The organism is Bradyrhizobium sp. AUGA SZCCT0431 (assembly GCF_018131065.1).
Taxonomy (GTDB): Bacteria; Pseudomonadota; Alphaproteobacteria; order Rhizobiales; family Xanthobacteraceae; genus Bradyrhizobium.
In genome coordinates, this window is record NZ_JAFCLR010000023.1 from 1 (window position 1) to 19704 (window position 19704).

The following is a 19704-nucleotide window of genomic DNA, read 5'->3' on the forward strand; positions in this document are numbered from 1 at the left end:
GATCGCGGCCTGAGACCGAACCGGTCCTGGCTTCTCACCGACTTCCTTGGAAGGGTGTTTTTACACGGCCAAGACCCACAACGGACGGCGAGCAGTCTAGCCAAATCACTCCGAGAAGTTACGATGCCTCGTTCGGTGCTCAGAGGTGATCCAATGCCAACAATCAACAACGGGGCAGTCTCAGAGGTCAAAGCCGTGCTGGACGGGTGGGAAGCTGCCTGGAACGCTTCGGACATGAACGCTATGTGGCAGCTCGCGACGGATGACATTCATTGGGTCAACGTCGTCGGGATGCATTGGCGTGGAAAAGCAGAAGTACAAAAAGCGCATCAGGTATTTTTCGATCTACTGTTCAGGAATAGATCGTGCAAACTCGAAGAAATTGAAAGCATTGAGACATTGCCCGGCGGGGCTTTCGTTGCGGTCGTACGCTGGTCGATGGGCGGCTATCGACGGCCAAATGGGGAAATGAGACCGCCGGGCAAGGATTGCATGTCGCTAGTCCTGGTCCCCCGGGGCGAAGGTTTGGCCATCGCGCATGGCGCGAACGTGCCTATCGACGAGGCGGCGGAGGCACACAACCCGATCAAGCGTTAGCCGCAGCACGCGGCCCAATGTGTGAACTCCATGCTCACGATCGTGGTTATGGATTCCTGTCTCTCGCTGCGCAACAACGGATCATTTTCGATACACCGCGTTCGGGTCGAACAACCGGTCCGCATCGACAAACGACAACTGCGTGCCGCCATCGTCCGCCGTCACCGCGCGGTAGAAGCACGACTGCCGGCCGGTGTGACATGCTGCGCCGTGCTGCTCGACGCGGATCCAGATCGCGTCCTGATCGCAATCCATCCGCATCTCGACCACGCGCTGGGTGTGTCCGGAGCTCTCGCCCTTGCGCCACAGGCGCCCGCGCGAGCGGCTGAAGTACCAGGCCTCGCCGCTGGCAATGGTCTTGCGCAGCGCTTCGTCGTTCATGTGCGCGACCATCAGCACGTTGCCGGTCGCAGCATCGGTCGCCACGCAGGTCAAAAGACCCGACGCGTCGAATTTGGGCTGGAACGCCAGCCCTTCCTCGCGGTCGTTGATATCTGCGGATGTGGACACGGGTTGCCTCGCGAAGATTCAGGCGAGGTTACCGGGCCGGTCCTCGCACCATGGACAGGAAACGCGCCTGCTCCGCCGGATTGTCGCGGAACATGCCGGTATAGCGGCTGGTGAAGGTCATCGCACCGTGCTTGGCGACGCCGCGCACCGACATGCAGGTATGCTCCGCCTCGATCACGACCGCAACACCGCGGGGCTTGAGCACCTCGTCGATCGCGGCTGCGATCTGCGCGGTGAGATGCTCCTGCGTCTGCAGGCGGCGCGCGAAGATGTCGGTCAGGCGCGCAAGCTTCGACAACCCCACGACCCGTTCGACCGGCGTATAGGCGATATGCGCCTTGCCGTAGAACGGCATCATGTGATGCTCGCATTGCGAGGTGAATTCGATGTCGCGGATCAGGACGAAATCGTCATAGCCCGCGGTTTCACCAAACGTGCGGTCGAGCACTTCGGCCGGGCACTGGTGATAGCCCTGGTAGAGTTCGTCGAAGGCCTCGACGACCCGGCGCGGGGTGTCCAAAAGGCCCTCGCGGCCGGGATTTTCGCCGATATAGCTGAGCAGCGTATGCACGGCCGCCTCTGCCTCGACGCGCGACGGGCGCGGCTGATCGGCACGGACGGCAGCGGCCAGGAATTCGGCGGGATCGAGTTCGGCGGGGCGGGTGTCCGGGGCAACGTCAGGCGATTTGACCTCAGTCTTGCTGGGGCGAAGGGATTTGATCAATGCGTCCATGTCTTCTCCGTTCGACCGGTCCTTCAGACCGGAGTGTCACCGGGCAGACGGGGCGGCTTCGCCGCCGGACGCCTGAATCCCCTTGATCCTAGCACCACCGGGGTAGAATTGGCTTCCAATCAGGCCGCCGTGGCAACATGGCCGGACTGTATTTCCGCCATGACCGTCCATATATAGGACGGTGAAACCCTGCCGCCAAGGGCGGTTCCGCCCACGGGCCCGAGACCTCGCTCCATGCTGAACGACATTTACAACAAGCGCATCATCGAGTTGGCCGGCAATATCCCCCGTCTGGGCCGCCTCCCGGACCCCGACGCCAGCGCCACCGCCCATTCCAAACTGTGCGGTTCCACCGTCAAGATCGACCTCAAGATGGATGGGCCGGTGGTTTCCGACTTCGCCCATGACGTGAAGGCCTGCGCCCTCGGACAGGCCTCCTCCTCGATCATGGCAAGCCATGTCATCGGCTCGACCGCGAGCGAACTGCGCGAGTTGCGCGAGACCGTGCGCAAGATGCTGAAGGAAAACGGCCAGCCGCCGCAGGGCAAATGGGCCGACATTGCGCTGCTGGAGCCGGTGCGCGACTACAAGGCCCGCCACGCCTCAACCATGCTGACCTTCGATGCCGTGGTCGATGCGATCGGCCAGATCGAGGCCAGGGCGAAGCAGCCGGCGTAGGTGCAGTAGATACTGGGCTGGCGACCCGGCCCCACCCCAGCTGTCATCGCCCGGCTTTGACCGGGCGACCCAGTATTCCAGAGACGCCGATAACTGAATCGAGAAGCCGCGGCGTACTGGATCGCCCGCTTTCGCGGGCGACGACACCATTTATGAGGCGAGCTTGTCTCTTACTTCGCGGGCTGAGAAGTTACTTCTGCGGCTGAGCCGGCGCGGGCGCGGCGGCGCTACCGGTGGGAACCGCGGCTTCGGCGGTCTTGGTCGACTTCGCCGGATGCACGGGCGCCTGCTCTTCGACCGCGGAGCTGACGAAGCGATCCTGCGTCGGCTTGGACTTCAGTTCGGCAACCGGCGTCGATGAGTCACGCGGCAGCACGTCGGCCACGGCGTCGGTCGTGATGAGATTGGTCAGACGCAACTCGGTCGCCGACAATTTGTGCAGATCTTCCCACGGCGGCACGCTGAGCGCGAGCGACAACAGATCGCCGGTTCCGCCCATGTCGAAGGTGAACTTGGCAAGCCGGCCGATGTCGCGCTCCACGATCATCAGATCCTGCGCGGTGTAGCTTGCCGCCTTGGCGTCGTCGGCGCGATCGCCCATCCAGATCTGATGCACGCGGACATGGGAGGCCGGCGACACATAACGCGTCTTGCCGGACAGCAGCAGGAACACGCACATCGACTCGCAATAGGCTTCCGGAACGACATAAGCGCGTTCGCCCTGCGCCGTCTGCGTGCGCACGGTGGTTCCGACCGTCGTCAGCGCGCCGAGGGCACGGAACCTGCGGCCGAGCGCAATGGAATCGTTGACCGACCCGCCGCTGGAATCGAGCACGATGGTGGCGCCGCCAAGCTGGCGATCACGCGCGAACTCTTCGAATGCTTTGGGACTGTCCGCAGTGACGATGCCGACGGCGGAGACCCAGCCCTTGCAGTCCGGCTGGCATGCGACCCACTTGAAGTGCATCGGCAGTTTGCGTTCTTCGAGGGAAACGCCGGCGTGCGCCGAGTTGACCGGCGTCGTGATCGCGCCAGGCAATGCGATACAGAGGGCGGTGGCACCGAGCAGCGCCAAACCGCGAATTTTAGCCGACGTCACAAACCTCAATTTGGTTCCTTCCCCCAAGCCCTAACGGCGAACGGCAATGGCCCCACTTCAACGCCACATGATTCTGTCATACCGGCGTTATCAAAAAGGTAACCGTGCGCCTTGCGAGCGTCCATAGTACCTTTGCTGCATCGCCAATAAACCATCGGATAATTCCCAAGTGTGGCGTAAATATCTGCGAATGTTCAGTTCCTTACCTTGGAACCCCGCAAGAGTACGGAGATCATTCGGGCAGGCCCCATGAAACAGTCATTCACGCCCTCATCACAGTGCACAAAATCACATTGCATAGATTGTGCCACGACGGTCCGGCGCTTGCCCCGCAACGCGGGGCGCGGGCTGATCTGGCTTTACCGGCACACGCTGTCGCCGCTGGTCGGCTACAATTGCCGGCATCTGCCGACCTGTTCGGTCTATGGCGACGAGGCCATCGAACGCTTCGGTCTTTGGGGCGGCGGATGGATGACGCTGGCGCGGATATTACGCTGTCAGCCCTGGGGCACGTCCGGCATCGACAACGTCCCGATCGCAAAACCGCCGGGGGCGCGATGGTATCTGCCGTGGCGCTACGGCCGATGGCGCGGCGTCAACGCGCCGTCGTTGCGCGCTGGCGACCACGACACATTGTGAATTAATCCGGACCAGCTAGCGCCAGAAGAAGAAGCCGCCTCTCGGCTGCGGTTCGATAGGCGCCGGCGGACGCGGCTTTCTGGGACGCGGTGGCGGCGGTGGTGGCGGCTCGGCCGATGACGTCGTCTCCTGGCTGCCAGAGCCGTCGTCGGGCAACCTGACCGACAGCAGCAAGTTCGATTCATGCGTGCGCCAGCGATAGCCGATACCGAAATCCATCGGCTGCGCGCGCCTGAACAACTCGGCATAGGATTGCTGATATCGTCCCGGGAACTCGTCGATCGGGCCGGCATAACGGCCGAACGGAAAGAAGCGCCATTTCTTCGGGCTGTAGTAGTGAAGCGGAACGCCGGAATCGTCCTGGATGATGGTGGCGCTGTTGGCGAGGATGTAATCGCGCACCGTGGTGAAATTGCCGGAGTGCAGCAAATAGGACGCGCTCTTGATCAGGCTGTTGCCGGGCGCCAGCGTCGAACAGAACTTGAGGAAGCCCGTGACCTTGACGCCGGAATTGGAAAGGTCGGTCGAGAAATAATACAGCGTCTTTTCCGCGCCGTCGCTGCCGGCGAAGATGATGCGCGCGCCGCGTACCGCGTTCGGCCCGGGGTTCTCGCTGCCGAAATAGGCCGCGCCCTTGTCGTCCAGCGCCACCGGCGTGACACTGCGGATGGTCTTGCCCGAGCGCGCCAGGAACACATAGAGGACCGGCAAGGTGCCGTTGATCTGGCCGGCACTCAGATCGGTCTTCATCTGTTTGGTGATGAAGAAGCTGAAGCTCAGGATCGAACTCAGCGAACGCTCCACGCTGTGGAGCGCGGCGCCGACGCCGCCGCGCGGCAATCTCGTCAGATCCGGCACCGAGCCCGTCGGCTCGAGCGCGCTCAGCACATAAGTCGTCGCCTTCGAGTAGAATGCGTTGGCATAGAGGAAGTCCGGCCCCGAGAACATGTAGAACATGGTCGGCCGCGGGGCCGCCAGATTGCTGTCCGCCCAGGCGCGGATCTTCGACAATTGCCGTTGCTCGAGCTGCGCGAACGCATTGTCGAAGAATTTGGCGTGGCGCTGCCAGGCCGGCTCCCTGGTCAGCGGCATCAGCGGTGAGTCGGCCGAGGGCATCATGCCGGCGAGAAACTTGGCGGTATCGTCGGCGGTCGCCGGATCGGCGGCGCGCGCGGGCAGCATCACCACGAACGACATCGCGGCCACCAGCGCTACGATTCTCAACGAGGCAATTCTCACCGCGGCAATTTTCAACGAGGCGCGCATCTTCATTCGCTGCCCGCAGACGCCGCCACCGGGCCTTGATCGGCCCGCTTGCGGAAAACGGCGTAAATCAAAAGTCCTGAAAGCATGATTAGAACACCAAGGAACACGCGCAGCGGTTGTTCGGTCAAAAGATAGTACATCATGAAGCCGGTCACGAGCAGGAAAACCACCGGGGTGACCGGGTATCCCCAGGCGCGATAGGGCCGCGGCAGGTCGGGGTGCGTGATGCGCAGCTTGATGACGCCGAGCACGGTGAAGAACGAACAGAACAACAATGCGAACTGAATGAATTCGAGCACGGCTTCAAAACTGCGCGTGAACAGCATCAGGCTCGCCACCGTCAGCTGAAACAGAATGGCGTAGGGCGGCGCGCCGCCGGTCGACCGGCGCGCGAACGGGCGCAGCACCGGAATGTCCTCGCCCATGGTCATCATCACGCGCGGTCCGATCCACATCATCGCGCTGATCGAGGAGATCAGCCCGAAGCAGATCATCGCACCGACGATGCGGCCGCCGAACTCGCCGAAGATGTAACTGCCGGAGACCCGGGCAACGTCGAGCTGGCCCGCCAGCTTGTCGATCGGCGCCGAGTGCAGGAACACCGCGTTCAGCGCCACATACAGCACCAGCACGATCAGCGTCCCCGCCAGCATCGCGCGCGGCACGTTGCGCTCCGGATCGTGCACCTCGCCGATGATGTAGGTCGCCGCATTCCAGCCCGAGAACGAATACATCACGAACACGAGGCTGATCGCGAACGGCGCGCTGACGATGTGGGAGAAGTCGGACGCGGACGGCGCAAACGACAACGGCTGCGGCGTCGCCATCAGAAATCCGGCGACCAGGAAGGCCACGATCAGCACCACCTTGAGGATGGTCGCGATCAACTGGAAGGTGCTGGAGTGCCTGACGCCGGTGAGCTGCACCAGCGACACCAGCCAGACCACGCCGATGGCGAGCGCCAGCGGTGGCGCGTCCGGAAAGACCGATTTGCCGTATTCGCCGAACGCCATCGCGGCGAGTGCGACGGGTGCCGCAAAGCCAACGGTCGCCGACACCCAGCCCGCCACAAAACCGAAGGCCGGGTGAAAGGCGCGGCCGAGAAAGTTGTACTCGCCGCTCGAGCGCGGAAACATCGCCCCGAGCTCGCTATAGGCAAACACCCCGCACAGCGCGACGATACCGCCGACGGTCCACAGCAACAGGATCGAGAAGCCGGAGGGGATGTCCTTGACCTGAAAGCCAAGGCTGGTGAAGACGCCAACGCCGACCATGTCGGCAACGACGATGGAGATCGCTACCACGACCGAAATGGTCGAGCCGCCGCCAGGACGCGGGCCGGACCATGCCGCGCTGCCCGTTTCTGATGCCGCCATTTCGACCGTACCTTCAGCGCCGCACGCCTGAACCCTCATGGTGCAGGCTGGAGCCACCCAATTCAAGCAGCGTTAACAATGATTTAAATCAGATAACGATTTAGGTATCTGGATACCTAGCGAAGTTTGTTTGGCCTTTGCAGTGCACCCCGACATTGCGAGAACAAGATGGCGGGGCTCACAATCAGGACACGATTGGATGGTCTCCTCCGGACTTCCGGATCTGGGGAGTTTGCTCCGGAAGCTTAACGTCGCCTAAACACGGATCGAGGTACGCCGGTTAAGGGTGGATCTTGGGTGGTTCTCAGGTGGTCCTTGGGGCAGTGGGTGGATGGTCGGGGCAGATCCGAAATTCCAGATCAATGATCGCGCGGACCGGGTGATTTCACCGGTGACGCAGCACCATGCCCCGCCCCGTCATCGTGCCCAGCCCCGCCCGTGGCACTGGATCGCGGTCGCTTCGCTTTTTGTACCCCTGTCGTTCGTGCTGGTTCAATGCGGCAAGGCGCCCCCCGCCGGCATGCTGGCCGCGAACGCCCACGCCACCGCCGGCGACAGTTTTGAAGACCGCTTCCCGCAGCGGCAATTCGCCGACCGTTTCCCGACGCCAAGCGAGAGCCTGGTGCAGCAGGTTGCGCTGGCCCCAACCCCGTCTCAACGCAAGGTGCGGACCGAGCCGGTCAGGGTCGCCTCGCTCAATCCCGCGCTGACGCTTCCGCGCCAGAGCGAGCGCGAAGAACTGACCACGCTGGTCAGCATGAAATCCTCCGCCTTCCCCTATTTCGGCACCAATCCACGCTCCGAGGCGCCGTTCCTCAACATCACCAAGGGCGATCGCAAGGGCCATCGCACCTATGGCGGCCGGGTCTATTGGCAGGATGAGACCTACAATGACAGCCGCGTGCTGGTGCACGTCCCCGAGACCTTCGACGTCCGCAAGCCCGGCGTGATCGTGGTGTTCTTCCACGGCAACGGCGCGACGCTGGAACGCGACGTCCGCGACCGCCAATTGGTGCCGCAGCAGATTTCGGATTCAGGTGTGAACGCCGTGCTGCTGGCGCCGCAGCTGGCGGTGAACGCCGCCGATTCCAGCGCCGGCAAGTTCTGGCAGCCCGGCGGCTTCAAGCGCTTCATGGACGAGTCGGCGACCCACCTCGCCCGCCTCACCGGCGATCCGAAATCGGCGCAGGCGTTCGCCAACATGCCGATCGTCATCGTCGGCTATAGCGGCGGCTTCCTGCCGACCGCCTGGAGCCTCGACGTCGGCGGCGCGACCAACCGCGTCCGCGGCGTGTTCCTGCTCGACGCCGTCTATGGCGAACTCGACAAGTTCGCCAGCTGGATCGCGAACAACCGCTCCGGCTTCTTCGTCAGCTCCTACACCCGCTACACCAAGCGCCGTGACCAGGAACTGATCGAGATGCTGCGCGACAAGGGCATCACCGTCACCGAGAACATGGACGGGCCGCTGCGCCCCGGCAGCGTCGTGTTCGTGCAGACGCGCGATGGCATCACGCATCGCGATTACGTCACGCAGGCCTGGACCGAGCATCCGGTCAAGGATGTGCTGGTCAAGATGGCGGCTTCGCCACAGCTGACCCGGATCGCCAGCGCGCCGTCACCCGCGAACCGGTAATCGGTCGCAGTACTCATCGGTTCACGAAGAAAAAGTCCTCGCGTCCGGGCAGCGAACCATACGTGTAAGGCTCCTGCCGCCCCGCGGTCGCCTCCATCACGTCGTCGCGGACCAGACGGAACAGCTTGTTGATCTCGACGCCTGGCGTCGCGATCCGCTGCACGACCGCGACGGCAAACGGCGAATAATCCCCCTCGCCGTCCAGCGCGGTCTCGCCATGCTTGGCCGCGTAAACCACCAGCGACGCGCCCTGCACCTTGACCTCGCCAAGCCCGCGGCCGACCGAGCGCGTCTTCGCGCCGCGCGTGTCGCCTTCGTTCGAAGCCGGCACCGGCGCGGCGGCAACCGGCGGCGAAGTTGCCGTTGATGCATTCGCAAACGGGTTGTCCCGGCAGGCATCGAGCATCACGAGCTTGAGCTTCTTCGCGCCGTCGATGGCCGCCATCACCTGATCCAGCGGCATGGCCTCGAACAGGGCGTCGCGGCCGGATGCCAGTTTGGCATCGACCGGTATCAGGTAATTGACACCATTCACCTCGATTCCGTGGCCGGCATAATAGACCATCGCCCAGTCGGACTTGTCGGCGGCCGCCGCAAACGTGCGCAGCGCCTCGGTCATTTTCTCGCGCGTGACGTCGATGGCGACCGTGACGCTGTCGAAGCCGATCGCGCGCAACGTGCCGGCGATTTTTTCGGCGTCACGGCCCGGGTTCTCGAGCGCCCTTACCGATTTGTAGGCGGAGTTGCCGATGATCAGTGCGGCCCGGCGGCCTTGCTTTGCAGCCGTGGCCTTGACCGCTGCGGGTGCCACGACGGGTATCGCAACGGCCGGGGTCGGCACCGAATTCGTCGAGGCCGCCCTGATGGGGACCGGAAGGATGGTCGGCTGCGGCACACCAGAGGAAAGCGCCGCAAGACGCGCCTCGGCGGTTTCACGCGCGGATTTCGACAGGTCGCCCCGGCCGGAATTCTCGCTGATCGACAGCGCGCTGCGGAACTCGGATTTTGCGCGCTCGAGATCGCCGGTGCGTTCGAACGTCAGTCCGCGGCCGGTGAGCGCCGGCGCGAAGTCCGGTTCGATCCGGACAGCCTGGTTGAAGTCGGAAAGCGCCCGGTCATATTCACCCATGTAACGCAGCGTCTCGCCGCGCAGCGTCAGGCCAAGGGCGATGCCGGGACCGCCGGCGTAAAGCTCGATGGCGCGGTCCTGGTCCTGCAACGCACGCTCGAGGTTTCCGGTGCGACGCCAGGCGTCGCCGCGGTTGGCATAATATTTGGCGTTCTTGGGCGCGAGCTTGATCGCAACGCCGAAATCGGCGGCCGCCTTTTCATACTCCCCCATCGTCTTCCAGATCAGCGCCCGGTTGTTGTAGGCCGAGGCGCGATAGGGATCGTTGTTGATCAAGGCGATCGAGCGGTTGATGTCGGCAAGCGCCGCCGCGTGATCACCCTTGTCGCTGAACATGTTGGCCCGCTGGTTATAGACCGCGGGATCGCGGGGCAGGATCGCAGCGGCTTCGTTCAGCACCTCGATGCCGCGATCGAAATCGCCTTTGCAGTGCTGCCAGTAGTACGAGATCCACAAATGCAGATCGTAATAGGCGGAGCTCTTCCTGGAGGGCGAAACGTCCTTGGCGCGCATCAGGTCGGCAAACCCGGCGTCGCATTTCTTCTGGTTGAGGAGGCTCTGCGCGCGGTACGACAGTGCCAGCGCCAGCTTGGCCGGGGACCGGCTGGTATCGATCAGGATCGTGCAGGCGGCGACGCGGTCATCCAGTTCGCTGGTGCTTTTCAGCGGACCGACCTTGCAGCCGCTTGGCTGCTCGCGGGCCATCGCCCTGTCCGGCGATGCCAGCCCCACGGCCGCGAACTGAAGCGCCACGAAAGCGGCATAGGCCGCGGTATTGCCTACCCTCACGATGCCCCCTCGGATTCCCCACGGCGAGAGAAGCACGCGAACCTGGTCTTGTCACGATGGCGCCGTGTGGAACTTTGGCGTTGTGCCCGCTTGGGTCGCACGCGTCGGTGCGAGCGTCTCCTACGTGGAATTGCATGGATGGCGTTCGTTATGCCGGCCACTGGTGGCGTCCCGACCGTTCAGTGCGGGTTCGATCCGGCGCCGATTTTCTTGATATTGCCCGATTGCAGGAGCCGAATCCCCTGCTATACCGCCTGTTCCCGCTTACCTGCGCTCGTTCGCAGGAGTGAGCTTTAGGAGACGCCAATGCCTGACAGCAATGCACCCGCACCGGGATTCCAATTTGGCCTTGCGAACTTGAAACCGGCCGAACCCGTGCAAAAAATCACCCTCACCTTCCCCGATGGCGCCAGGCGCGAATTTCCCCAGGACATTACCGGGATCGAGATCGCCAAGGGCATCTCGCCGTCGCTGGCCAAGCGCACGGTGGCGATGGCGCTCGATGGCGTGGTCGCCGACCTCAACGATCCGATCGCCGGCGATGCCAGGATCGAGTTCGTCAGCCGCGACGACCCGCGCGCGCTGGAACTGATCCGGCATGACGCCGCCCACGTGCTCGCCGAAGCGGTGCAATCGCTGTGGCCGGGCACGCAGGTCACCATCGGTCCGGTGATCGAGAACGGGTTCTATTACGACTTCTTCCGCAACGAGCCGTTCACGCCGGAAGATTTCGCCGCGATCGAAAAGAAGATGCGCGAGATCGTCGCGCGCGACCAACCCTTCACCAAGGAAGTCTGGTCGCGCGAGAAGACAAAACAGGTGTTCCGCGACAAGGGCGAAGCCTTCAAGGTCGAGCTGGTCGACGCCATTCCCGGCGACGAGCCGATCAAGATCTATTTCCAGGGCGACTGGTTCGATCTCTGCCGCGGGCCGCACATGACCTCGACCGGCAAGGTCAGCAACGCGTTCAAGCTGATGAAGGTCGCGGGCGCCTATTGGCGCGGCGACAGCAACAACCCGATGCTGACGCGCATCTACGGCACGGCGTTTGCGAAGCAGGAAGACCTCGACCTCTATCTGAAGCAGATCGAGGAGGCCGAGAAGCGCGACCACCGCAAGCTCGGCCGCGAGCTCGATCTGTTCCACTTCCAGGAGGAAGGCCCCGGCGTGGTGTTCTGGCACCCGAAGGGCTGGACGGTGTTCCAGGCGCTGATCGCCTATATGCGCCGCCGCCTGACCGGCGACTACAGCGAGGTCAACGCGCCGCAGATCCTCGACAAGGTGCTGTGGGAGACTTCAGGCCATTGGGACTGGTACCGCGAGAACATGTTCGCGGCGCAATCGGCCGGCGACGAGGCCGAGGACAAGCGCTGGTTTGCGCTCAAACCGATGAACTGCCCCGGCCATGTGCAGATCTTCAAGCATGGCCTGAAGAGCTACCGCGACCTGCCGCTGCGGCTCGCCGAATTCGGCGTGGTGCACCGCTATGAACCGTCGGGCGCGATGCACGGCCTGATGCGCGTGCGCGGCTTCACCCAGGACGACGCGCATGTTTTCTGCACGGAAGCGCAGCTCGCCGACGAGTGCCTCAAGATCAACGACCTGATCCTGTCGACCTATGCGGATTTCGGCTTCGAGGGTGAGCTGACGATCAAACTCTCGACCAAGCCGGAGAAGCGCGTCGGCACCGACGAGATGTGGGATCACGCCGAGCGCGTGATGGCCACCGTGCTGTCGGAAATTCAGGCCAGCGGCAGCAACCGCATCAAGACCGCGATCAATCCCGGCGAAGGCGCGTTCTACGGGCCGAAGTTCGAATATGTGCTGCGCGACGCCATCGGCCGCGACTGGCAGTGCGGCACCACGCAGGTCGACTTCAACCTGCCGGAACGGTTCGGCGCGTTCTACATCGATGCCGACGGCTCCAAGAAGGTGCCGGTCATGGTGCACCGCGCGATCTGCGGCTCGATGGAGCGCTTCATCGGCATCCTGATCGAGCATTTTGCCGGCAACTTCCCGCTCTGGCTGGCGCCGGTGCAGGCCGTCGTCACCACCATCACCTCCGAGGGCGACGAATACGCCAAGGTGGTGGCCGCCGCCGCGCGCCGCGCGGGCCTGCGCGTCGAGATCGATCTGCGCAACGAGAAGATCAACTACAAGGTCCGCGAGCACTCGCTGGCGAAGATCCCCGCGCTTCTCGTCGTCGGCAAGAAGGAAGCCGAGACCCATTCGGTCTCGGTCCGCCGGCTCGGCAGCGAAGGCCAAAAGGTGATGCCGACCGACGAGGCGTTGGCGGCGCTGGTCGAGGAAGCCACCCCGCCGGACGTCAAGCGGGCGCGGCTGGAGACCTGATGAGCGAAGAACAGGAGCTTCCCGCTTTTCCGATCCGGGCTTACCAGCTGATCCCGGATCCCAACCGGCCGACGGTGGTGGCGCTCGCGATCGAAACCGAACAGGGGCACAGCTTGTTCCTGGCGACGCGGGAGATTCTGGAAGACCTCGGCAAGGATCTTTTGGAGCGGGCGGCGAAGATGCCGGCCCGCAAGCCTTAAGCGTCGTCACAATCGGTCTAAACTGGCTTTCGGTGGCCTCCTTGCCTCCCTATCTGCGTGTTAGGCCATTGCCCAATCCTGTCCGACGAAAGAGACTCTCGTGCCCGATGCCCTTGAACTCCTGAAACTGCGCCGCTCCGTCAAACCGCGCGAGATGAGCGGCCCCGGCCCCTCGGCGGCCGAACTCGAGACCATCCTGACCATCGGTTCGCGGGTTCCCGATCACGGCAAGCTGACGCCGTGGCGCTTCATCGTGTTCGAAGGCGACGCGCGCGCCCGCGCCGGCGACGTCATCGCGCAGGTGTTTGCGCGCAAGAATCCAGGCGCACCGGCGGCCGATATCGAGATGGAGAAACGCCGGCTGATGGACGCGCCGCTGGTCATCGCGGTGGTGAGTTTTGTGAAACCGCACCCCAAGGTGCCGGCGTGGGAGCAGGAATTGTCCGCCGGCGCCAGCGCCATGAACATCGTCACCGCGGCCACAGCGCTCGGCTACGGCGCCAACTGGCTGACCGGCTGGTTCGCATTCGACCGCGACGTGCTCGAAGGCCTCGGCGTGAAGCCGGATGAGAAACTCGCCGGCTTCATCCATATCGGCACGCCGTCGAAGCCCGCCGAAGACCGCCCTCGCCCGGCGCTGTCGGATATCGTGACGCGGTTCTGATCGCTCACGCCGCCTTCGACGCCCGCGGAACAAATCCGGACAACAGCGCCGCAACCTCCGACGCCGGCTTCGCCGCGCTGAACAGAAAACCCTGCACCTCGTTGCAGCCTTCGGCGCGCAGCCAGTCGAGCTGGTCGGTGGTCTCGACGCCTTCGGCGGTCGTGGTGATGTTGAGGCTGCGGCCGAGGCCGGAGATCGCCCGCACGATCGCGACGCAGTCGCTGCGCTCGGCGAGATCCTTCACGAAGGAGCGGTCGATCTTGATCTTGTCGAACGGAAAGCTCCGCAAATAGCTCAGGCTGGAATAGCCGGTGCCGAAATCGTCCATCGAGATGCTGACACCGAGTTCGCGGAGCTGGTGCAGGATCGCCAGATTGGCCTCGGTCTCGGCGAGGAAAACCGACTCGGTGATTTCGAGCTCGAGCCGCCGCGGCGACAATCCGGAGTGCGCCAGCGCCGAAATCACCGCCTGAACCAGATGGCGGCTGCGGAATTGCACCGGCGACAGATTGACGGCGACCTTGACGTCCACCGGCCAGTTCATCGCCTCCGAACACGCCTCCCGAAGCACCCACTCGCCGAGTGCGACGATCAAGCCGATGTCCTCGGCGACCGGGATGAACTCGGCCGGCGAGACCATGCCCTTGTCCGGATGGCGCCAGCGCAGCAGCGATTCAAAGCCGCTGATCCGGTTGGCGGCGATGTCCACCAGCGGCTGATAATGCAGTTCGAACTCGCCATTGGCAAAGGCGCGCCGCAGGTCGCGCTCCATGTCGCGGCGCTTTTGCGCCTGCTGGTTCATCTCGCGCTCGAAGAAACGGTGAACGCCGCCGCCGTCGGACTTGGCCCGGTACAGCGCCATGTCGGCGTTGCGCATCAATTCCTCGCAGCTCGCGCCATCACCGGGCGACAGCGCGATGCCGATGCTGGCGCCGACGATGACCTCGATCCCGTCGATATCATAGCGGGCGCTCAGCACGCCGATCAGCCGGTCGGCAAAATCGCTCGCCTCGTTCGGCGAGACGTCGGACGGCAGCACGATCGCGAACTCGTCGCCGCCAAGCCGGGCGACGAGATTGTCGCCGCGGACTTCCGAGCGCAGCCGTTCGGCCACCGCCTTCAGCAGGCGATCGCCGATCGGATGGCCAAAACTGTCGTTGACGTTCTTGAACAGGTCGAGATCGACGCACAGCACCGCCACCCGCTTGCCCGCGGGCTGGCTGCGCTCGAGCGCGAGACGAAGCCGATCCTGGAAGAAATCCCGATTGGACAGATTGGTCAGGCCGTCATGATGCGCCATGTGGGCGATCCGGGCCTCGGCCTTGCGGCGCTCGGTGATGTCGACCACGGCGACGAGATAGCCGTCGCGGCCGTCGAATGCGACCCGCCGTCCGAATGTCAGCACATGGATTTCGCTGCCGTCGGCCTTGAGATGCCGCCAGTCGCGGCCTGAATCGTAGACATCGCCGACCTGCTGCAGCGCCTGGCTGTGGGTGGCCCATTCGTCCTGCGGCCAGATCTGGCGCAGCTGCATTTGCAGGAACGTTTCACGGCTGTAGCCGTAATGCTGCACGGCCGCGTCGTTGACGCTCAGGAACTGCATGGTCTCGGCGTCGAACACCCACATCGGCATCGGGTTGTTGTCGAACAAGAGGCGGAACGAAACCTCGCTTCGCTTGAGCGCGGTCACGTCGGAGACCGTCAGCGAGAGCATGTCGCCGAACGCGGTGACGCCCAATCGCAGGCTGCGATCGTCGAGGTCGATCTCGATCTGACCGCGATTGCCGCAGGCGACGATGTCGCGCAACTGGCGGATCACATCCGGCGCGCACAACAGGTTTCCACCGGCGCCGAGCCGGCGCCACAACAGCGCGGCCAGCGGCTGCTCGAGCAGCCGGGCCGCGCCCTGATTGAGGTGGACGATCTGAAAATCGGCCGGGCGGCCGGCGGCATCGCGAATGGCGGCGAGTGACAGCACGCCCTCGTCGGTCGCGGAGAAGATCGTGTCCAGCAGATTATACTGGGCGTCGCGTTCGTTGACATAGGCCCCGACCAACGTGCCGCCCCAGCGCGACGAAGTCGGCAGCGCCAGCACGTCATAGGTCCGCACCAGCCCGTCGCGCACGCAATGCGCCGACGCCAGATACGGCCGACCATTTTGAAGCGCACTCGACGCAGCCTCACCGAGCGCGGTCGCGCAATCCGGCGGCAAGTCGCTCAAGGGAATGTCCCAGCGGTCGTCGTTGAGCCATTGCTGAATGTAGCGGCCGCTGCGCGATACGCCGAGCGCGTCGTTATGCTCGCTGAGCAGCACGATATGATCGGCCAGCCGGCCGAGACTGCCGAGCATGACATCTTCATACCGCGGCAGTGCTTCGCCAGGTCGCAACGCGGCCTGCCATTTGCGCTGCAGCACCGGAATGTCGTCGAACATCTCGGTGTTGAATTTCCCCGACTTTCCCGCCGACTTCTTTTTGTTGGTCGTAACCATGACCGCCCCCGCTACCCAAACTTCATCCCGTCAGCATCCCAATGCCGCCAGGTTTAATGCTGTGTAAAAATTGCGGAGGCGGCACCCGGATGCGGCGATTATGACAGTTTTAAGTTGTGCGATGGTTAGTACGCGTTAGAGACTGTGACAGTTGCTTGAAGCGCCGAGCGATCGGCAAATCCAGATATGCAAGTTCGCGATCTCGCGACGCGATGTGAATTGCGGTTCGGGGCAATAGCCGTCGTCCCGGCGAAGGCCGGGACCCATAACCACCAGCGGTAATTGCTTATGCATGCTGGTCGTTATCTTCCTTTTTCAACAACAAGGGCCGCGAAGTATGGGTCCCGGCGTTCGCCGGGACGACGTGGAAATAGTTTCGCGATCTCGCGGCGCGGATCGCCCGAGGTTTGCTGGTAACTTTCGCACCTCCGAGGCAATCTCTGTGAGCGTCAACGCATTCAACGGCAAGGAATGGAACGACGTACCGGGGTTAAAAAAGCGCCGTGATCTCACTAGCGGTTCGTCGCTACGCGATCAGTTTGCTTAGTTGCCTAAATCAATGCCACTTTTCGATGACCTAGGACTACATAGCAGCGCGGCGTGTGCTATCCGACGCCCTATGTCGAATTATCGTCGCGCTTATGCAATTTGCGAAGAGAATACGGCGACGACGATGAACCGCAGCGATTGACCAAAGATGGCGGATTACGCCTTCGCTCAATCCGCCCTACAAGCTGCGGTCGCAAACGCCTACCGCGCCACCACCTCGACCTCGCCGTCAACGCCGTTCACCACGTTGAACGGGCGCTCGAACACCTTGCCTTCGTTCTTGGCGATGGCGCGGTATTCGCCTTCGGACAGGACGACGCGGGGAAATGCGCCGATCGATTCCTTGATGACGTCGCCGCCCGGCGTGATGACCGACCACGCGGTGTTGGCGAGCGCCTCGCCGCCCTTGTCGCTGACCAGCTTAAGCGTGATGACGGCGGCGCGATGGGTGACGATCACGTCGGTCAGCTTGCCGGCCTGCACGCGGATGTCGGAACGAACAACGGAATTGGCATCGCCGTAGTTGGAGATGATGTAGTAGGTCCCCTCCGGCAACAGCGCGACGTCGCCGCCTGCGACGTTGGGCAATAGCGACGTCCGCTCGGCGCCGTCGAACTGGCTGCCTTTATAAATCGCGAACGAAATCTGGTTCGGCGGAATCTTGGAGGTGCCGACGCGGCCTTCGATGCGCAGGCCGCCGGCCGGAAGCACGAAGGATTCGCGATCGGTCTCCGACTTCAGGCTCACCGCCCGCACCGCGCTGACGAGGCCGAGCGCGACGTGCACGACATAATTGCCCGGCGGCAGCACGATGTTCGGGGTCGCACCGCGGTCCTCGCGGATCAGGCGGAACGTGCCGTTATCGTCCGGCTTGTCCGCGAACACCCGCCACACCAGTCCGCTGTTGATGACCGGCAAATCCTTGCCGTAGCGCGCCGTCAACGACAGCACGGCCTGGCCGGGCGTCGAGGCGCCCGGCGGCGGCGCCGCCGGCGGGACGGTGGCGATCGACGGCGGCACCAGGGTCGGCTGCGTCAGTGTTGGCGGCAGGGTAATCGAGCCGGGCGGCGCCAGGTTCATCGCGGGGCCGGACGGCGCATCCGGAATCGAACCCGGCGGCACCGGCGGCGGGCGATCGGAGAACATCTGGGCCGAAGCAGGGCCAGGTGCCAGCAACACCAAGGCAAGCATTGGGCCAAGCAGAAGCCGCGGGAAAAGCCGCCATGCGCCCCCGTCCCCGCCGATGCCATTGCCTCGCCAAGTCATGGCCATGCTTTTCACTGAAAACGCGGCAAATTCAAGCCTGCAGAGGCCCGGGTACCCCCTGGGCCAGGAACCGGCCTCTAAACCCACTGTTGATCCCGCGGTCGTGGTCCAGTCATAATCCCCGCCTGGGCCGCTTTGGCCGGGGCATAAACCATGCATCGGGAAATTGATCAGGTGATTCTGGCACGGCCATGCCGCGGCGAATATGCTTGAGCCGCAGGAGAGTTCTTGGTGCTAGATAATTGGATGGGCCGCGGCCAAAAGGGCTCCAACGGCCATGACGAGGTAGGGCTCGGCAGTATCCGCCGGCCGGTGATCGGGCTGGCGCTGGGCGGCGGCGCCGCGCGCGGCTTCGCCCACATCGGCATCATCAAGACCCTGGTCGCGCACGGCATCTTCCCCAACGTCGTGGTGGGAACCTCGATCGGCGCCGTGGTCGGCGGCGGCTACGCTTCCGGACAACTCGATAGAGTGGAGGCGTGGGCGCGCAGCCTGCAGCCGCGCAACATCTTCGGCTATCTCGATATCCGCCTCAACGGCTCCGGCCTGATCGGCGGCGCCAAGCTCGCTGCCGAGCTGGAGACGACGTTGGGCCTGAGCCTGATCGAGGATCTGCCGGTGAAATTCGCCACCGTTGCAACGGAAGTTCGCACCGGCCACGAGATCTGGCTGACGCATGGGCGCATGATCGACGCGATGCGCGCCTCCTATGCGCTGCCCGGAATATTCTCGCCGGTCCTGATCGGCGATCGCTGGCTGGTCGACGGCGCGCTGGTCAACCCGGTGCCGGTGTCGGCGGCGCGCGCCCTCGGCGCCGAGATCGTCATCGCCGCCAATCTCTCCAGCGACGTGTTCACCCACGCGACGACGATCTATTCCCACGGCGCGGCGGCGGACCTGACGGTCTCGGTCGCACCTGAATCAGTACCTGAAGCCGAGCCCGCAAAGCGCGGCTTCGGCAGGTTTTTCTCGGCCGAGCGCACCGTGAAGCGCGAATTCTTCGGCGGCGGCGGACGGCCGGGAATCTCCACCGTCATGGTGGACGCCTTCAACATCATGCAGGACCGCATCACCCGCGCGCGGCTGGCCGGTGATCCGCCGGATTTGCTGATCTCGCCCCGTGTCGGACGGATCGGTTGGTTCGATTTTCACCGCGCCGACGATCTGATCGCCCACGGCGCGCGCGCCGCCGAGCGCGCCATCGATTCCATCCAGGAAGCGATCCATATTCTGGCGCCGCCAGCGGCGGGTGCCGCCGCGGCTGCCGAAAAGGCCGGACCAGAGAAAGAATAGAGCTCAGGCGGTCTTGATGTAGTCGCGCAGCGCTTCCTGCTCGGCTTCATATTCGTGGACACGGCGCTTGACGATGTCGCCGATCGAGATCAGGCCGACCACCTTGCCCTCCTCGACGACAGGCAAATGCCTGAACTTGCCCAGCGTCATCATTTCCATGATGCCGCTGACCGTGTCCGACTCCCGGCAACTGACGACCTTGCGCGTCATCACGGCGCTGACCGGCTCATCCAGCACCTTGGCGCCGCGCTCGCCGAGCACACGGACGATATCGCGTTCCGACAGGATGCCTTCGAGGCGTCCCTGGTTCATGACCAGCACGGCGCCGATCTTGCGGTCGCCGAGGAGTTTGACCGCGGCCGAGAGCTTGGCGTCCGGCTCGACGCTCAGGATGTGATGGCCTTTGGAATCGAGAATTGCACGTACCGTCATTGCCG

General features: G+C 63.8%; 17 protein-coding genes. 8 read left to right on the forward strand and 9 right to left on the reverse strand.

Features of this window, described 5'->3' with window-relative positions; translation table 11 throughout:
• Window positions 1-597 (forward strand): SgcJ/EcaC family oxidoreductase (locus JQ567_RS22210; protein WP_212440771.1); only part of this gene is annotated, 597 nt, incomplete at its 5' end.
• A gap of 81 nt (window positions 598-678) precedes the next feature.
• On the opposite strand, the gene hisI is transcribed toward JQ567_RS22210, so the two are convergent.
• The gene (gene hisI, locus JQ567_RS22215; protein ID WP_312017446.1) at window positions 679-1107 is read right to left on the reverse strand and encodes a phosphoribosyl-AMP cyclohydrolase; all 429 of its coding nucleotides are present in this window, start codon (window positions 1105-1107) and stop codon (window positions 679-681) included.
• 28 nt (window positions 1108-1135) lie between these two features.
• Window positions 1136-1840, reverse strand: a complete 705-nt coding sequence (gene folE, locus JQ567_RS22220) for a GTP cyclohydrolase I FolE (RefSeq protein ID WP_211998023.1) — start codon at window positions 1838-1840, stop codon at window positions 1136-1138.
• 234 nt (window positions 1841-2074) lie between these two features.
• Here folE and JQ567_RS22225 point away from each other — a divergent pair, with 234 nt between their 5' ends.
• Entirely contained in the window at window positions 2075-2518 is a 444-nt protein-coding gene (locus JQ567_RS22225; protein WP_192734002.1) for an iron-sulfur cluster assembly scaffold protein, read from the forward strand.
• A gap of 190 nt (window positions 2519-2708) precedes the next feature.
• Here JQ567_RS22225 and JQ567_RS22230 read toward each other — a convergent pair whose 3' ends face one another.
• Window positions 2709-3626, reverse strand: a complete 918-nt coding sequence (locus tag JQ567_RS22230; protein WP_212440772.1) for a hypothetical protein — start codon at window positions 3624-3626, stop codon at window positions 2709-2711.
• A 240-nt stretch (window positions 3627-3866) separates the two neighbouring features.
• Here JQ567_RS22230 and yidD point away from each other — a divergent pair, with 240 nt between their 5' ends.
• Window positions 3867-4256, forward strand: a complete 390-nt coding sequence (yidD, locus tag JQ567_RS22235) for a membrane protein insertion efficiency factor YidD (RefSeq protein ID WP_249165619.1) — start codon at window positions 3867-3869, stop codon at window positions 4254-4256.
• A gap of 15 nt (window positions 4257-4271) precedes the next feature.
• Here the strand turns inward: yidD and JQ567_RS22240 are convergent, their stop codons facing one another.
• The gene (locus JQ567_RS22240; protein WP_212440859.1) at window positions 4272-5453 is read right to left on the reverse strand and encodes a hypothetical protein; all 1182 of its coding nucleotides are present in this window, start codon (window positions 5451-5453) and stop codon (window positions 4272-4274) included.
• A 71-nt stretch (window positions 5454-5524) separates the two neighbouring features.
• Complete coding sequence (locus JQ567_RS22245) at window positions 5525-6898, reverse strand: APC family permease (protein WP_212440773.1); 1374 nt, start codon at window positions 6896-6898, stop codon at window positions 5525-5527.
• Window positions 6899-7229: 331 nt separating this feature from the next.
• Between JQ567_RS22245 and JQ567_RS22250 the strand changes: the two genes are divergently transcribed.
• Window positions 7230-8534: an alpha/beta hydrolase gene (locus JQ567_RS22250; protein ID WP_212440774.1), complete on the forward strand. Its 1305-nt coding sequence runs from the start codon at window positions 7230-7232 to the stop codon at window positions 8532-8534.
• Window positions 8535-8547: 13 nt separating this feature from the next.
• Here JQ567_RS22250 and JQ567_RS22255 read toward each other — a convergent pair whose 3' ends face one another.
• Window positions 8548-10452, reverse strand: coding sequence for a caspase family protein (locus tag JQ567_RS22255; RefSeq protein WP_212440775.1), 1905 nt, complete (start codon window positions 10450-10452; stop codon window positions 8548-8550).
• 306 nt (window positions 10453-10758) lie between these two features.
• On the opposite strand from JQ567_RS22255, the gene thrS reads away from it, so the two are divergent.
• The 3 genes from thrS (at window position 10759) to JQ567_RS22270 (ending at window position 13668) form a co-directional block, all read left to right on the forward strand.
• The gene (thrS, locus tag JQ567_RS22260) at window positions 10759-12804 is read left to right on the forward strand and encodes a threonine--tRNA ligase (protein ID WP_212440776.1); all 2046 of its coding nucleotides are present in this window, start codon (window positions 10759-10761) and stop codon (window positions 12802-12804) included.
• Window positions 12804-13004: a hypothetical protein gene (locus JQ567_RS22265; RefSeq protein WP_212440777.1), complete on the forward strand. Its 201-nt coding sequence runs from the start codon at window positions 12804-12806 to the stop codon at window positions 13002-13004. Before thrS ends, JQ567_RS22265 begins: the two co-directional genes overlap by 1 nt.
• Before the next feature lie 100 nt (window positions 13005-13104).
• Entirely contained in the window at window positions 13105-13668 is a 564-nt protein-coding gene (locus JQ567_RS22270) for a nitroreductase (RefSeq protein ID WP_212440778.1), read from the forward strand.
• Between the two features lie 4 nt (window positions 13669-13672).
• Here the strand turns inward: JQ567_RS22270 and JQ567_RS22275 are convergent, their stop codons facing one another.
• The gene (locus JQ567_RS22275) at window positions 13673-16159 is read right to left on the reverse strand and encodes a bifunctional diguanylate cyclase/phosphodiesterase (RefSeq protein ID WP_212440779.1); all 2487 of its coding nucleotides are present in this window, start codon (window positions 16157-16159) and stop codon (window positions 13673-13675) included.
• Between the two features lie 750 nt (window positions 16160-16909).
• On the reverse strand, window positions 16910-17974 hold the full coding sequence (locus JQ567_RS22280; RefSeq protein WP_212440860.1) for a hypothetical protein: 1065 nt from the start codon (window positions 17972-17974) through the stop codon (window positions 16910-16912).
• 231 nt (window positions 17975-18205) lie between these two features.
• On the opposite strand from JQ567_RS22280, the gene JQ567_RS22285 reads away from it, so the two are divergent.
• Entirely contained in the window at window positions 18206-19267 is a 1062-nt protein-coding gene (locus JQ567_RS22285) for a patatin-like phospholipase family protein (protein ID WP_212440780.1), read from the forward strand.
• A 3-nt stretch (window positions 19268-19270) separates the two neighbouring features.
• Here the strand turns inward: JQ567_RS22285 and JQ567_RS22290 are convergent, their stop codons facing one another.
• Window positions 19271-19699, reverse strand: coding sequence for a CBS domain-containing protein (locus JQ567_RS22290; protein ID WP_212440781.1), 429 nt, complete (start codon window positions 19697-19699; stop codon window positions 19271-19273).
• Window positions 19700-19704: the final 5 nt, after the last annotated feature.